Raw genomic sequence first — 15048 nt, forward strand, 5'->3', positions numbered from 1 at the left:
CTTCAATCGTACAAGCAGTCGCGAAGCTGGATCAGCCCGCGCTGCGTTTCTTCCCTTGGGGCCACAAGCGCGACCCGGATATACTCGCTACCGGGGTTCTTTCCCCCGACATCGCGCGAAAGATAGGCGCCGGGCAGAACCCGGACCCCTGTCTCGCGCCACAATTTCAGTGCGGCCTGTTCGCCATCTTCCACCGGAAGCCACAGGAAGAAGCCGCCCTCGGGCAGCGTGATGCCCTGATGGCCGGCGAAAACCTTGGCGGCATCGCGGAACTTGTCCTGATACAGCGCGCGGCTGGCGGAGACATGCGCCTCATCCTGCCAGCAGGCCTCGGCCACCTTTTGCAGCGGCAGGGGCAGCGGCGCACCGGCAAAGGCGCGCAACTGGCGAAGACGAACCATGCTTTCGGCGCCCGCCGCCACAAAGCCCGACCGCAGCCCCGGCAGGTTTGACCGCTTCGACAGCGAATGGAACACCGCCACGCGCTCGGGGTCCGCGCCCTGCGCCTGCGCCACGGCCAGCAGGCCGGGCGGCGGCGCATCGCGCCAGATCTCGGAATAACACTCGTCGGCGAAAACGCGGAAATCGTGCTTCTCGGCCAGCGCCAGCAGGTCGGCCAGATAATCGGCACTTGCCACCGAACCCTGCGGGTTGGCCGGCGAACAGATATAGGCGATGGCCACACGGTCCAGCACAGACGCGGGCAGGCTGCCGTAATCGGGCAGGAATCCCGTTGCGGCGGTCGCGGGCACATAGACCGGCTCGGCCCCCACGGCCAGCGCGGCCACGGCATAGACCTGATAGAACGGGTTCGGCATCAGCACCACGGGGCGCCCACCGGCCTTTTGTTCCGGGCACAGCGCCAGCGCGGCATTGAACAGCCCTTCGCGGGTGCCGTTCAGCACCATCAGCCGGTTTTCCGCAACCTGCACGCCATAACGGCGGGCGATCCAGCCGGAAATGGCGGCCAGCAGATCGGGCGTGCCGTCATTGGGCGGATAGACGCCAAAGCCGGCCAGGTTGTCTGACAGGATACGGCCAACAAAATCGGGCATCGGGTGGCGCGGCTCACCGATGGTCATGGCAATGGGTTCGCCGCCCGGCTGATGGGCATCGAGAAGTTTCCGCAACCGCGGAAACGCATAGTCAGGCAGGTTCGAAAACCGCTCTGGAAACGCCATTGCTGCCTCAAGTCGGGGTCGTTTCGCCCCGTTTGAGGATCAGGATAACGGCGGAACTTGCGGCGGTCCAGATTTTCCGAACCATCCCTAGGGGTTGGTTGCGAAAATTGTGGCTTTTTTGTCGGAAGATCGGGGGCTTGTCAGGTCAGCGCGCGTTCCGCCGCCGTTCCCAGCCGCAACAGGCGGTCTTCCGCCATGGGCGCGGCCATCAGCGAAATGCCGCAGGACGGCTCGGACGTGGGCAGCGTCAGGACACACAGGCCCATCAGGTTGCCGATCCGGGTGTTGCGCAGGGCCAACAGGTTCTCGGTGACGTAATAATCCTGATCCGTCATCAGCCGGTCCGCATTCGGCGGCAGGATGGGCGAAGTGGGCAGGATCACCGCGTCGAAGCCGGCAGTGCGGTCGTGCCAGATCTGGCGCAGGTCCATCAGCCGGCGCCAGGCCGCCACATAATCGGGGGCCGAAACAGCCGCACCGGCGCGGAAGCGTTCCAGAATCCGCGGGAACATCTTTTCCGGCGCCTTTTCAATGGTATCGCGCCAGATCCCATAGGCCTCGCCGGTGAACAGGGCGACGGTCAGCCCCATGGCCTCGGCCACTTCGGGGGCCCTGATGCGGGTGATGGTGGCACCCGCGCGGGTCAACCGGGTGCAGGCGTCGTCAAATCCGTTGGCGGGGCGTTCGCGCAGGTTGTCCAGCGCGACGGTCTCCAGCACCGCCAGCCGGGCCCCGGCGAGATCGGCCCCGGTCAGATCGGGCGGGCGGCGCCCCTCCATCGCTGCCAGCAGCAGGGCGCAGTCTTCCACGGTATAGGCCAGCGGGCCCACGGTATCGAAGCGTTCGCACAACGGCACGACGCCGCTGATCGACAACCGGCCCGAAGTGGTTTTCAGCCCGACCAGATCGTTCCAGGCGGCGGGAATACGAACCGAACCGCCGGTGTCCGACCCGATGGCTGCCGGGGCCAGCCCGAAGGCGACAGATGTCGCCGCGCCCGAGGATGACCCGCCCGCCACGGCACGGTCATCGTTCAGGCAGGGCGGGGTGGCCGTGACGGGGTTCAGGCCAAGGCCCGAAAAGGCCAGTTCCGACATATGGGTCTTGCCCAGGCAGACCAGGCCGGCATGGGTGGCCGTTTCCAGCACCACGGCATCGCGGTCGGGGGTGCGGCCGCGCAACAGGGCGCTGCCAGCCTCGGTCGCATCGCCGGCGGTGTCGAACAGGTCTTTCCAGCTAATCGGCACCCCATCAAGGATGCCGCGGCGCAGGCCGGCCTTGGCGCGGGATGCGGCCCCCATCGCCTCGCCCCGGGCGCGAACTTCGGTGGCACGGGCATAGATGCGGGGGGCAAGTGGGTGATTGGCGATCTTCTCCAGGAAGGCCTCGGTCAGTTCAACCGGGTTGATCCGCCCCTCGCCGATAGCGCGGCCCAGATCGGCCGCCGACATGTGGAACCAGGTTCCCTTCATCCGTCACCCCTGCGCGATGTTGCGGCGACCCTAGCGGCTGTGGGCCGCATGGACAATCCCGCGACTTGTGCTAGGTCACGCACATGGAAATGCAGGCTGATGTTCTGATCGTGGGCGGCGGGCTGAACGGCCCCGCGCTGGCCTTGGCGCTGGCGCAGGCAGGGCTGTCGGTGGCGGTGATTGACGCCCGCCCGGCCCCCCAACGGGCCGAAGCCGGGTTTGACGGGCGGGCCTATGCGCTGGCCATCGCGTCGAAGCGGCTGTTGCAGGCCATCGGCGTCTGGCGGTCGGTCGAGGCGCAGGTGCAACCGATCCTCAGGATCAAGACCAGCGACGGACGCCCCGGCCAAGGCCCGGCACCGTTCTTCCTGACCTTCGATGCCGATGAGATCGAAGAAGGCCCGATGGGCTATATGCTTGAGGACCGCTTCCTTTACGCCGCCTTCCTGCAGGCCATGCGCGCGACCGACGGGATCACCCTGTTGTCGGGCGAAAAGGTCGAGGCGCAAGAGGTGACGGCGGCCGGGGTTTCGGTGCGTCTCGCCTCGGGCAAAACGCTGACCGGGCGGCTGCTGGTCGGCTGCGACGGGCGCGGGTCGGGCGTGGCGGAACGGGCGGGCATCCGCCGGCTGGGCTGGGGCTATGGCCAGACCGCGCTGGTGACGGCCGTGCACCATGAAAAGCCGCATGAAGGCACCGCCTATCAGTATTTCATGCCCTCGGGGCCGCTGGCCATTCTGCCGCTGCCCGGCGGCCATCATTCCTCAATCGTCTGGTCCGAGACCGAGGCCGTGGCGACCGAGATTCAGGCGCTGGACGACGCCGGGTATCTTGAGGCGCTGAAGCCCCGCTTCGGCGGCTTCCTTGGCGATCTGTCGCTGGCGGGGGAACGGTTCACCTATCCGCTGTCGCTGTCGCTGGCCGAAAGGTTTGTGGAAGAGCGTGTCGCGCTGGTGGGCGATGCGGCGCATGGCGTGCATCCGATTGCCGGGCAAGGGCTGAACCTGGGCCTGCGCGACGTGGGCGCACTGGCCGAGGTGGTGGTCAACGCCGCCCGGCGGGGCGAAGACATCGGCAGCGCGGTGCCGCTGGGGGAATACCAGCGGTGGCGGCGGTTCGATGCCACGGCGCTGGCGCTGGGGATGGACGCGGTGAACCGGATCTTCTCGAACGACAACCCGGTGATGCGGCTTGGGCGTGATCTGGGGATGGGCGTGGTGAACGCCCTGCCCGGCCTGCGGCGGCGCTTCATCCGGCAGGCGGCCGGGCTTGAGGGCGAGTTGCCCCGCCTGTTGACCGGGCGAAAGCTCTAGGGCCGGGCCACCGGGCAAGTCGGTGCTTTCTGAAATCGGCGGGTTGCGACTGCGTTCCCTGAACCCGTCAAGGATGCTCGCGCCGGATCAGGCGTTTGATCGTCCAGACGGCCGTGCCGCCGAACAGCGCCAGCGCGACACCCACCACCTCAACCAGCGCCGGGCCGTCAGGCAGGCCGCGCAGGAAAATCGCGGCGGCAAGAAAGGCCAGCCCCAGAACCGAGACGACCAGCCGGAACCACAGTTCCCCTCGTGTCGGACCGTATTTGAACACCTCTGCCTCCGCCCTTTGCATGGGCAAGAGATAGCGCAGAACCAGGCGACGCAAAGCCCCGACCGCCTGCCGGCAGCGCCTAACGCGCCATTGACCGCAGCGACAGCAACGCAAGCAGGCTGGTCAGGGCGGTCAGGCCCAGCATGATCCAGAAGAACCCCAGCGGGCCAAGGGCCGCCATGGCGGGGGCGATGGCCAGGGGCGAGAAGATGCCGCCCACCAGCCCGGCGGCAATGATGGTGGGCGGAACGCGCGGGTCATCGCCCATCTTGCGGCTGGCGGTCACATAGAAGCCGGGGAAAAACAGCCCGGCCGGCGCGCCCGCCGCCACGAAGAACACCGCCGGGCTGACCAGCACCGCGCCAAGTGCGCAGATCAGCGCCATCAGCATGGCCGCGGTGTAAAGCCCGAATGACGGGATGCGATGCGCCGTGAAGGTCAGCACCAGACGGGCAATCAGGAACACCACGAAGAAGGCCGAAAGATGCCGGGCCGCCGATGCTTCGGAAAGACCGGCCGCGATCAGGGCGGTGGGGCCAAGCCCGCCAAGGCAGGCCTCAAGCCCGATGGCGACGGCACCGAAGGCCAGGATCGGCAGATGCGGCCGGAATGGCCGCGTGCCAATGGTGGCGGTGGCCGCGGCCGTGCCCGTGCGGCCCGCACCGGCCCAGGTGGCGGCGCAGAAGGCGGCGGTGATGCCGAAGCCAAGCTGCGGATCACTGCCAAGCGCCACGAAGACCAGCGGCGCCGCGATGGCGCCAATACCGAAAGTGGCGTTCAGGAAGCTGAGCATCGACGGGCCGCGGGCGCCAAAGGCCACCAGAACCCGCGGGTTCAGCACCGAGGTCGCCATGCCGTAGCCGGCCCCGAACACTAGGGCCGAAGCCAGCACCATCCACCAGCCCGCCATGGTGGCGATGCCGGCCGAACCCAGCGTCATCAGCGCCAGCGCGTGGCGGGGGGTGACACCGCGCCCCACCGCAAACATGATGGCGACGCCAAGGAAACAGCCCACCCAATGCGCCGACAGGACCAGCCCCGCCTCGGCCAGCGTCACGCCGAAGGCGCGGGTAAAGGCGGGCAATGCCGGGCCATAGATCGACTGGCCGATCCCCATGGCGACAAAGGTCGCGACACCGGCAAAAAGAAGGCCCGCGTTGGCCTTGATGAGGTCGCGCACGCAGGCCGCTCCTGTAGGATCAGACGCATCCTGTCGCCCGTCGTCGCGGCACTGTCAACGGGCGGCGACGGTGCGTTCAGGACGTGACGTCATGCTGCCCCTTGGCCCGAACCCCGCTAGGGTGCAGAAGAGAACCGTTCCTTCCTGTTTCCTTGAGCCGGGGCCCTGTCATGACCGATGTCTTCATCCTTTCCGCCGCCCGCACCGCCATTGGCACCTTCGGGGGATCGCTGGCAGCGTTGCCGCCGATCGACATTGCCACCCATGCCGCCAAGGCGGCCATTGCGCGCGCCGGCGTCGAAGGCGGGCAGATCGGCACCGTGGTCTTCGGCCATGTGATCAACACCGAACCGCGCGACATGTATCTGAGCCGTGTGGCGGCAATGAACGCGAGCGTGCCCGAAACGACCCCGGCGATGAACGTCAACCGGCTGTGCGGATCGGGGGCGCAGGCGATTGTCTCTGCCACGCAGGCGTTGATGCTGGGCGATGCCGATTTCGCGCTGGCCGGCGGGGCCGAATGCATGAGCCGGTCGCCCTATGCGCTGCAGGCTGCGCGGTGGGGGCAGAAGATGGGCGACACCAGGGCCGTCGACATGATGACCGGCGCGCTGACCTGCCCCTTCGGCGCCGGGCACATGGGGGTAACGGCGGAAAACGTGGCGGCGCAGGACGGCATTTCCCGCGCCGATCAGGATGCCTTCGCGCTGGAAAGCCAGACCCGCGCCGCGCGGGCCATCGCCGAAGGCCGGTTCGTTGACCAGATCGCGCCGGTCGAGATTGCCAGCCGCAAGGGGCCGGTGACCTTTGCCGTGGATGAACACCCCAAGGCCACCTCGCTTGAGGCGCTGGCCGGGCTGAAGCCGGCGTTCCAGAAGGATGGCTCGGTCACGGCGGGCAATGCCAGCGGGCTGAACGACGGGGCGGCGGCGGTGGTGCTGGCGCGGGCTTCGGCCCTGGGCGGGCTGGTGCCGCGGGCGCGGATCATGGGCTATGCGGTGGCGGGGGTTGACCCCAAGGTCATGGGCCTTGGCCCGATTCCGGCGGTTCGGGCGCTCTGCGCCAAACTGGGCGTCAGTCCGCAAAGTTTTGACGTGGTGGAATCGAACGAAGCCTTCGCCGCGCAGGCGCTGGCCGTCAGCCGCGCGCTGGACCTGGACCCGGCCAAGGTGAACCCCAACGGCGGCGCCATCGCGCTGGGGCATCCCGTGGGCGGAACCGGGGCGATCCTGGTAACGAAGGCGCTGTATGAGCTGGAGCGGACCGGCGGCAAGACCGCGCTGATCACCATGTGCATCGGCGGCGGTCAGGGCATCGCCCTCGCGATCGAGCGGGTCTGACCCAACCCGCCCCGCCGGCCCCGACGGGCCGGCGGAAGGCTGGGGATACGGGACTATGGCCAGGTGGGGTGAACGGTGAGTGGCGGCTATGCGGGACATTCTGGACGTTGACTGATGCTACAGTCGGGCCGAAGCTGGAAAATCACTAGGAGCCAACACAGCATGGCGAGACGCATCGAGCTTCACGGCATCGTTCATGATGTCCTCGCTGCCTTTATCAGCCGCAACAACGATCTGAACGGATACTGGGCCCTTGGTCAGTTGAGAACTTGGATGGAGGACGAAGGTGCGGGCACGCTTGAAATACCGCTGGTGGGCGAAGGCCTCGCCGCAATAAATTCTAAGACTTTTCCGATATCTCAACGCTTCGCTGCAATGCTTCAAGTCCTCATGAAGAGCCAAAACCTGCCTTCCGAGTGGGTTCAGGACGCTCGCTTCACTGTTGAGTTGGCTGCTTTTGAACGACTCAATTGCTCGCTTCGCGTGGTTTCTGACCTTGGGCGCTCCTTTGAATTTAGTCGCATTTTGTTGGTGCGTAGGCACGATCCTCGCCGCGAACTCAGGAGACGCAGCGCAACTGCTGCTGCGAGGCCCTGACCGCCCGCAGTGGGCTCAAAGCCATCTTAAGCCCTTGCGCTATGGCAGGCCAGCAAGCGTCCGCACGGAAGGTGGTTGGGCGCCTGCCCGGGGCCGCTTCGCAGCCGTTGACCTGGCTGGTGCCTCTGTCTTAGGGCTTGGGGAAGTTGATCCCCTGCTCCCACTTCCCACGGGGCGCCAACCGCCCCCTACCAGACCCGCACCTGTGCGCGGGCAGAGCGGCCGGCGGCGTCGATCACCGAGAGGGTGACGAAGCCCTTGCCGGGCAGGGCCAGCATCGCCTCGCGGTCACGGGCGCCGGTGGTGACGGGGGTGCCGTCCACCATCCAGGTAAAGGGCGCGGTGCCCCCGGAAACGCGCACCTTCAGGCCGGCATCAAGCAGCTCCACCTCGGCCCCGTCAGGCGGGAAGGCAACGGCGGGCGCATCCGGGGCGGCGGCAAACACGGCGTTGCGCGGGCGGAAGCGTTGCAGCGGCGGCGGAAGCTGGGCGTTCGAGACCAGCAGCGTGGCCGCCGGCGGGGGGGGTTGCGGGTCCAGCGTGCGTTTCAGCCGGTTGAAGGCCTGGAACAGCACCGGCGCCGCCAGATCGGCGCCGAAAACGCCGGGAACCGGGGTGCCATCGGCCCGGCCCATCCAGACGCCAATGACATGGCGGCCGTCAAAGCCAATGGCCCAGGCATCGCGGTGGCCATAGCTGGTGCCGGTCTTGTAGGCGAGCCGGTTTGACGGTGCGCCGGGCGGCGGCGCAAGGCCCGCCAGGATGTCACCCACCTGCCAGGCGGCCACGGCGGAAATCACGCGCTGGCCTTCGGGGCGGTCGCCCTCCATCCGCCAGCCCAGGGGCAAGGCCACGCCGCCACGGGCAATGGCGGCGTAAAGCTGAACCATGTCGGTCAGGGTGACGCCCACCCCGCCAAGCGCCACGGCAAGCCCCGGCTGGTTGCCCGGCACGCGATAGTGCATCCCGGCCTTGCCCATGGCCGACAACAGCTTGGCCGGCCCCAGCGCATCGGTCAGCGCCACCACGGGCAGGTTCAGCGATTTCTGCAACGCCTCTCGCGCGCGGATTTCGCCACGGAACAGCTTGTCGAAATTCTGCGGCGCATAGCCGCCAAAGGTCATCGGGCGGTCGTCCAGCAGGGTTTCGGGATGGGCAAGACCTTCATCAAAGGCAAGCCCATAGACCAGCGGCTTCAACGTCGATCCGGGGCTGCGCAGCGCGGTCGTCATGTCAACGAAGCCCTGCCGCGCATCGGCGGCAAAGGCGGCAGAGCCGACCGAGGCAAGGATTTCACCAGATGCGTGGTCGGCCACCACGATGGCGACCTGCAACTGTTCGCCACGCCCTTCCACAGCCTCGGCCGCCAGCGCCTCGATCTTCTTCTGCAAGGACAGATCCAGCGTCAGGCGCTGTTCGCGGGCGGCCGGGTCTTCGGCGCGGGCGCGGTCGGCCAGATGCGGGGCATGGGCCGGAAAGGGCTGGCGCAGGCCGGGAACCCGCTCCGTCAGGGCGGCGGTGGCCTCTTCCTCGTCGATCAGATGGAAGGCCACGGCGCGGGCCAGCACCCGGTCGCGGGCGGCTTCGGCACGGTCGGCGGCGCGGTCGGGGCGGCGGCTTTCCGGGGATTGCGGAATGGCCACCAGAAGCGCCGCCTCGGCCGGGGTCAGCCGGGCCGGTTCCTTGCCGAAATAGGAAATCGAGGCGGCACGCACCCCTTCCAGATTGCCGCCGAACGGGGCAAGCAGCAGATAGAGCGACAGGATTTCATTCTTGGACAGCCGGCGTTCCAGCGCCAGCGCCACCCGCATCTGCCGCAGCTTGCCCGAGACTTGGCCGGTGGTGCCTTCTTCCAGCAGGCGCGCGACCTGCATCGTCAGCGTGGACCCGCCCGAGACGACACGCCCGTTCCAGGCCGCCTGCGCCAGGGCGCGGGCCATCGCACGCAGATCCACGCCGTCATGGTCGCGGAACCGGCGGTCTTCAAAGTTCAGCAGCATGTCGATGTAGCCGGCATCGACTTCATCCAGACCTACGGCCAGCCGCCAGCGCCCATCCGCCACGGTATAGGCCCGCAGCAGATGACCGTTGCGGTCCAGCACCTCGGCGCTGGTCTCAATCGTCAGCGGCGGCAGCACGGTGGCATCAACCCAGGCATCGAACCTGTCATGCCCAAGGGCGGCAAGCCAAAGGCCTGCCGCCACCGCGAGAAAGCCGCGCGCCAGCATCATTTGCCGGCGATGGTCACCGTTCCCACATCGCTGCGGGCGCGGAAGTCGGGGCGATACATATCCTCGACCGAGGCCGCCGGGTGGTGGAAGGTTCCGGGGCTGACGGCGCGGACGATATAGGACAGCTTGAACGGCTGGTCGGACGACCAGTCCACCTGCGCAAGGAAACGGTCCTGCCGGAATTCGGCATGGGTCACCTGATCCAGCGTATCCAGCCAGCCAAGCGCCGAGGTCGAACCACTGGCCATGATGTTGGGGTTGTCGATCTCGAACCCGGCCGGCAGCGGATCGGCCACCATCAGGCGCCCTTCGGAATATTCGAAGGGCTTGACCGTCACCACCACGACCAGCCGGTCGCCAACCTTGACACCTTCCAGCGAAACCGGCTCGCCCTCCATCGTGTAATAGTCACGGTTGATGGCATAACCTTTGCCACCGGCGGGCTCCGGTTCGGAAGGCACGCCATAGGTGGTGATGGTCAGGTAGGTATCCGCGCCTTCATTGCTGACGGTGACGGGGGCCTGACCATCGGTCAGCACCTTGACCAGCGGGCCGGTCGGGGCCTGCCCGTCGATCTTGATGCCATCCGTGCCGGGCCGGTCGATCAGCGCGTTCGTCGCCATCAGCGCCCAGGTCGCCTCTTGCGTCGAAAGGTTGCCGTTGGCGGTGGCCAGCCGGGCCACCAGCGCCTCGCGGTCCATTGCCTCGGACCCGGCCTCGACAGCCAGGGTCAGCAGGGCGGCGGCGTCGCGGTAGCCGGTGCCATAGTCGGCCCGCCAGACCTGCCTGGCGTCGCCGTCAAACAGCGCGGGCACCCGCGCGGCAGCCTTGCGGAACATGGCGTCGGCGCGGGTCTGGTCGCCATAGGACGCCAGCGCCGCACCGATCTGCGCCTGTGCCAGTGCGCTGGCGAAATCATCGCCCTTCACATCGGCATAGTAGCGCAGATCGCCAATCGCAGCAGCCCCTTCGCGGGCCAGCACCATGATCGCATAGGCCAGCGCCTCGCCCCCGCCATTGGTGGAGCCGTCGAAATCGGGTGCCGAGTTCACCTGATTGCGCAGGTTGGCCAGGGCGTTCTTGAAGGCCAGATCCGGCACCGCATAACCCTGTGCCCGCGCCCGGCTGAGGAAATCGGTCACATAGGCATCAAGCCAGAGGTCGCCCGACCCCGGTGCCCAAAGCCCGAATGACCCTTCGGCCCCCTGATTCGACAGGATTTCGGCCACCGCCTGGTCAATCCGGGTCTGGATGTTGTCAGCCCCTTTCAGATCCATCACGCGGGCGATTTCGTCGAAATACAGCAGCGGCATCGCCTTGGATGTCATCTGCTCGGTGCAGCCATAGGGATAGCGGTCAAGCCCGGCCAGCAGCCCCGGCGCGTTCAGCCGGGCGATGGGACCGATCGCCATGACCGATTTGCCCGAACCCGGAACAAGGCCGGTGAACACGGCCTGATCGAAGGTCATCGACTGGCCCTTCTTCAGGTCAAGCCGGCTGATCTTGGCAATCTCCGGGTCATTCACCTGAACCGGCAGCGTCAGGGTCTTTTTCAGCACCTTGCCGTCGGGCGTGGTCAGCGTCACGTCGATGGTATGGATACCTGCGCTGACAGCGGTCAGCGGCACCTCAACCACCTGCTTGCCCTTTTCGGCAAGGGTCACCTCGGCCGGGGCGGCGCCCAGCGTCACGCCATTGCCCGCCACGGCCAGCGCCATCTTTCCGGCAGGGCCCGTGGCGTGGACAATTTCCAGAAGGACGCGGCTTTCATCGCCGGGCGACATGAAGCGCGGGATCGAGGCGGTAACAACCACCGGATCGCGCACCAGCACATCGGCGCTGGCCTGCCCCACGCCGGTCTTCGACCAGGCCACGGCCATCACCTTCACCGTGCCGTTGAACGAAGGCAGGTCAAAGCTGGCGCGGGCATAACCATCAGCCCCCACCTGCACCGGGCCGGTGAAATAGGCCACCAGTTCCTCTGTCGGAGGCGGGGCTTGCAGGCGGGCCTGCGCGCCGGCATCACCGCCGGACCGGACCTGCCCTTCCGCGCCGTTCAGCCCGTCGATCAGACGGCCATAGACATCACGGATGCCCACGCCCAGCTTGCGCTGGCCGAAGAAATGGCCCTGCGGATCGGGGGCCTTGAAGCCGGTCAGGTTCAGGATGCCCTGATCGACGGCGGCAATGGTGACATAGGCGGTTTCGCCTTCGGTGATACCGTCCACCTTGACCGCCACTTCCATCGGGCCGCGCGGTGCGGCCTCGGGCGCGGTTTCGATGCTGGCGGTCAACGCGCGGCTGCCCGGGTCAATGCTGGCATAAGACAGGCCAAGCGCGCGGGCCGGATTGCGGCCGGCAGCCACATCCATCGGCCGCAGGACCGAGGCGGTGACATAGACGCCGGCGCCCCAGTCCGCGGTGACGGGCAGCTCGATCAGGTTTTCACCTTCGCTGACCTCGACCGCCTTCATGGTGACCAGACGGTTCGACAGCACCGTCACCAGCGCGGTGCCGGCGGCGCGGGGCACGATGCGCAGCGTCGCGGTGTCACCGGCCTTGTAGGCGGGCTTGTCCAGCGACAGTTCCAACGTGTCGGGCGTGGCCGAGGTGTCGGCGGGCGCATACCAGCCGGCCCAGAAGGTGGTGGATGTTTCCGCGATGGTGCCGTCGGTCCGTTCGACCTTGATCTCGTATTCGCCCCAGGTCACCGGGGCGGCCACCTGAACGGGCGCATCGCCCAGGGTGGCCTCGCCTTCGGCAACAGGGGTGCGATAGGTCACCGGCTCCCAGTTCCAGTTGCCGTAGGATTGATACCACTGATAGTCGGTCTCGATCCGGGTGATGGTCCATTTCACCGGCATCGGCGCGGGCTTCAGATCAGTGCCGACACCGATCAGTTCAAAGGTCGCGTTGGTGCCTTCACCGGCCACGCCATCGAACAGCGGCTTGACGCCGATCATGGCCGAAATCGGGGTGACCGACTTGGTCACCTGCCGTTCCACCGGCCGGCCCGAACCTTCGGCAACGCGGACGGTCACCACCGCCTCAAGCGGAAGGCCGGGGTCGGCCATCTGCGGCAGGGCCACATCAAGATAACCCTTGCCGTCTTCCAGCGTGGTGCCGTTTTCAAGCGACTGCATCGTCGCGTTGAAGGGTTCGTCATAGCGGCCGAAGACATAGCCGGGGAAGGCTTCCAGCCCCTTGGCGGCGCGAAGCAGAACTTCGCCTTCAATGGCAAGGTCGGCCCCCGGTGCGCCGAAAAGATACCGGGCATCGACAACCAGTTCGCCGGGCGTATCGCCAAAGGCAAGCGGCGTGTCCCCCAGCGACAGGGTAAAGTCGATACGCTCGGGAAGGAAGTCTTCCACCAGGAAGGTGCGGCTGGTCAGCGGCGCGGCGTCAAGATCCGCCCGCACCTCAAGCCGCCAGACGCCACGCGGGGCGCTGCCGGCAATGGGCATCTCGAACACATGGCCGCCGGCCCCGGAATCCTGCACCAGTTGGCGCGAATATTCCACGCCGTCGGGGCGCATCAGAATGGCGGTCAGCGGCAGCCCTTCCACGGCGGCGGCCTGCGGGTCGCGGGCCAGCGCGGTGGCATAGACGGTTTCGCCGGCGCGATAGGCCCCGCGGTCGGTGGTCAGGAACACATCGACCGGCGGCGCAGGTTCGCGCCCTTCGACGCCCCGGTCGGACAGATCGAATTCCGGGTCGGTCAGCGACAGGAAGGCAATGTCGGACTCGCCATCCTTCACCACGATCAGCGCGGGCGCCGCGCCGCCGGTGCCACGGGTCAACCCGGCATCGAAGCGGGCATAGCCCTGGTCATCGGTGGTGGCGGTGCCCAGAACGGCATTGGCGCGGTTCAGCAGTTGAACAGACACGCCCGGCTTGGCGGCGGCGGTGCCCAGGCTGCGAACAAAGACATGCAGGCCATCAACGCCGGACAGCGTGGTCAGCCCAAGGTCGGAAACAACGAACCACTGCCAGCCCGGCGCAACGGTGTACGGGTCAACCCCCGGCACGGCAGCCTTGAGCGCATAGATCCCGGCGGGGCGGTCCTTCAGCGCCTCGGCCAGCGGCAGGCGGGTAGTGACATCCTTGTTCACCTCTTGCGCGACGGTGGCGGTGCCGGTCCAGATCGATTCCCCCACCGTTTCGGCAAAGTAACCCTCGGTGTATTCCTGCATCGGCCAGCCGAAATAGCTGTCCTGAATGGCGCGCAGCATGTTGCGGTCTGTCACCTGATACAGCGTCAGGTCCAGCTTGGTGGTGTTCACCGTCTGCACCGGCAGGGCGGCATTGTCGGATTTCGGCAGAACATAGCCGCGCCCGGGGAAGCTGACGCCGGGGTTGCGGTCGCGGACATACATCGTCAGGTCCACGTCCTTGGCCAGAACCTGGCCGTCCTTGGCAGGCAGACCTTCGCGGAAGGTCACGGTATAGCGGCTGCCGTGGCTGACCCCAGTCACGCAAAGCTGGCGATAGCCGCCGGCCTCAACCGCCATTCCCGCCTCGGGCAGCTTGACGTAATTGGCATAGTCCACGCCCGACGGCACCAGTTCTTCGGTAAAGGTGGCGCAGATGCGCGGGCGGGCAAGATCGGCCTCAACCGTGTTGTCGCTGATGCGGAAGCCGTATTTCCCGATCGCATCATCCAGAAGCGCGGCCGTGTCATCCCGGCTTTGCAGCGATTGCGCCAGACGCAGCGCCTGCACGGTGTCGCGGCCACGGCCAAGCGATTCAAGCACAGCGCCCATCTGCACCAGAATGGAATGGCGCAGGGCGGGGTTTTCGGCCCGCAGATAGGCGTTGATCGACGCCTGATAGGCGCGGTTGCGATACCAGTTCTGATCGTTGTTGCTTTGGTTCGACGCCTGATAGGCGCGGCGGGCATATTCCAGCCAGATCTCTGCCGAATCATCACGGCTGAGGGCAGCCCCCGTATAGGCGGTCGCCATCACCCAATCGCCCGAGCTTTCGGCGTTCGCCGCCGCTTCCATGTGTTCGTCCGCGCTCCACGGGCCGGTGGTGTGGGTACGCCCAAGCGTAAGCGCCATGTCATACGCTGACTGCACGTCCCAATCCGGCATCCACGGCTTCAACTCATCGCGGCGGTCCGCGGCACGGGTGGCCACGGCGGGATCACCCGCCACCATGATGGCCGAAAAGGCACCCTGGAAGAACTGCGGTTCCCCCGCGCCAGCCTTCAGGAAACAACTGCCGTTGCGGGTGTTGAACGTATAGGCCTCGCAGCGCGTGTTGGTCAGACAGGCACGTTCGCAAGCCTCGTGCGAGGTGTCGAAGATCGAGGAAATGTCGCCACCCGGAAGGTCGGCATCCTGCGTGACGATCGCCCGCCGTTCGGGGATCAGATCCTCACCCATCGCCAGAGACGGGACACCAAGCAAAAGTGCCACCACGGCAGCTCTGGCGAAAACGCGCATGAAAAACCCT

The 15048-nt window shown here is 66.9% G+C and carries 9 protein-coding genes; 3 read left to right on the plus strand and 6 right to left on the minus strand.

The features are described 5' to 3' along the window. Positions 1-2: 2 nt before the first annotated feature. Positions 3-1181, minus strand: coding sequence for an aminotransferase class I/II-fold pyridoxal phosphate-dependent enzyme (locus C5F44_RS00570; protein ID WP_107671555.1), 1179 nt, complete (start codon positions 1179-1181; stop codon positions 3-5). 140 nt (positions 1182-1321) lie between these two features. Continuing rightward, positions 1322-2653, minus strand: a complete 1332-nt coding sequence (locus tag C5F44_RS00575) for an amidase (RefSeq protein WP_107671556.1) — start codon at positions 2651-2653, stop codon at positions 1322-1324. 83 nt (positions 2654-2736) lie between these two features. Here C5F44_RS00575 and C5F44_RS00580 point away from each other — a divergent pair, with 83 nt between their 5' ends. Beyond that, entirely contained in the window at positions 2737-3966 is a 1230-nt protein-coding gene (locus C5F44_RS00580; RefSeq protein ID WP_107671557.1) for a UbiH/UbiF/VisC/COQ6 family ubiquinone biosynthesis hydroxylase, read from the plus strand. Between the two features lie 67 nt (positions 3967-4033). Here C5F44_RS00580 and C5F44_RS00585 read toward each other — a convergent pair whose 3' ends face one another. Beyond that, positions 4034-4240 carry a hypothetical protein gene (locus tag C5F44_RS00585; RefSeq protein ID WP_146161882.1) on the minus strand — a complete coding sequence of 69 codons (207 nt, stop codon included), beginning with the start codon at positions 4238-4240 and terminating at the stop codon, positions 4034-4036. Positions 4241-4319: 79 nt separating this feature from the next. Then, entirely contained in the window at positions 4320-5420 is a 1101-nt protein-coding gene (locus C5F44_RS00590) for an MFS transporter (RefSeq protein ID WP_107671559.1), read from the minus strand. A 170-nt stretch (positions 5421-5590) separates the two neighbouring features. On the opposite strand from C5F44_RS00590, the gene bktB reads away from it, so the two are divergent. Both bktB and C5F44_RS17730 read left to right on the plus strand, forming a co-directional pair. After that, positions 5591-6760, plus strand: a complete 1170-nt coding sequence (gene bktB, locus C5F44_RS00595; RefSeq protein ID WP_107671560.1) for a beta-ketothiolase BktB — start codon at positions 5591-5593, stop codon at positions 6758-6760. 162 nt (positions 6761-6922) lie between these two features. Then, positions 6923-7357: a hypothetical protein gene (locus C5F44_RS17730; RefSeq protein WP_146161883.1), complete on the plus strand. Its 435-nt coding sequence runs from the start codon at positions 6923-6925 to the stop codon at positions 7355-7357. Between the two features lie 188 nt (positions 7358-7545). Here C5F44_RS17730 and pbpC read toward each other — a convergent pair whose 3' ends face one another. Both pbpC and C5F44_RS00605 read right to left on the minus strand, forming a co-directional pair. Continuing rightward, complete coding sequence (gene pbpC, locus C5F44_RS00600) at positions 7546-9588, minus strand: penicillin-binding protein 1C (RefSeq protein ID WP_107671561.1); 2043 nt, start codon at positions 9586-9588, stop codon at positions 7546-7548. Beyond that, the gene (locus tag C5F44_RS00605) at positions 9585-15038 is read right to left on the minus strand and encodes an alpha-2-macroglobulin family protein (RefSeq protein ID WP_107671562.1); all 5454 of its coding nucleotides are present in this window, start codon (positions 15036-15038) and stop codon (positions 9585-9587) included. The genes pbpC and C5F44_RS00605 overlap by 4 nt, the downstream gene beginning before the upstream one ends. Positions 15039-15048 lie beyond the last annotated feature (10 nt).

This window comes from Fuscovulum blasticum DSM 2131, assembly GCF_003034965.1.
GTDB classification, from domain to species: domain Bacteria; phylum Pseudomonadota; class Alphaproteobacteria; order Rhodobacterales; family Rhodobacteraceae; genus Pseudogemmobacter; species Pseudogemmobacter blasticus.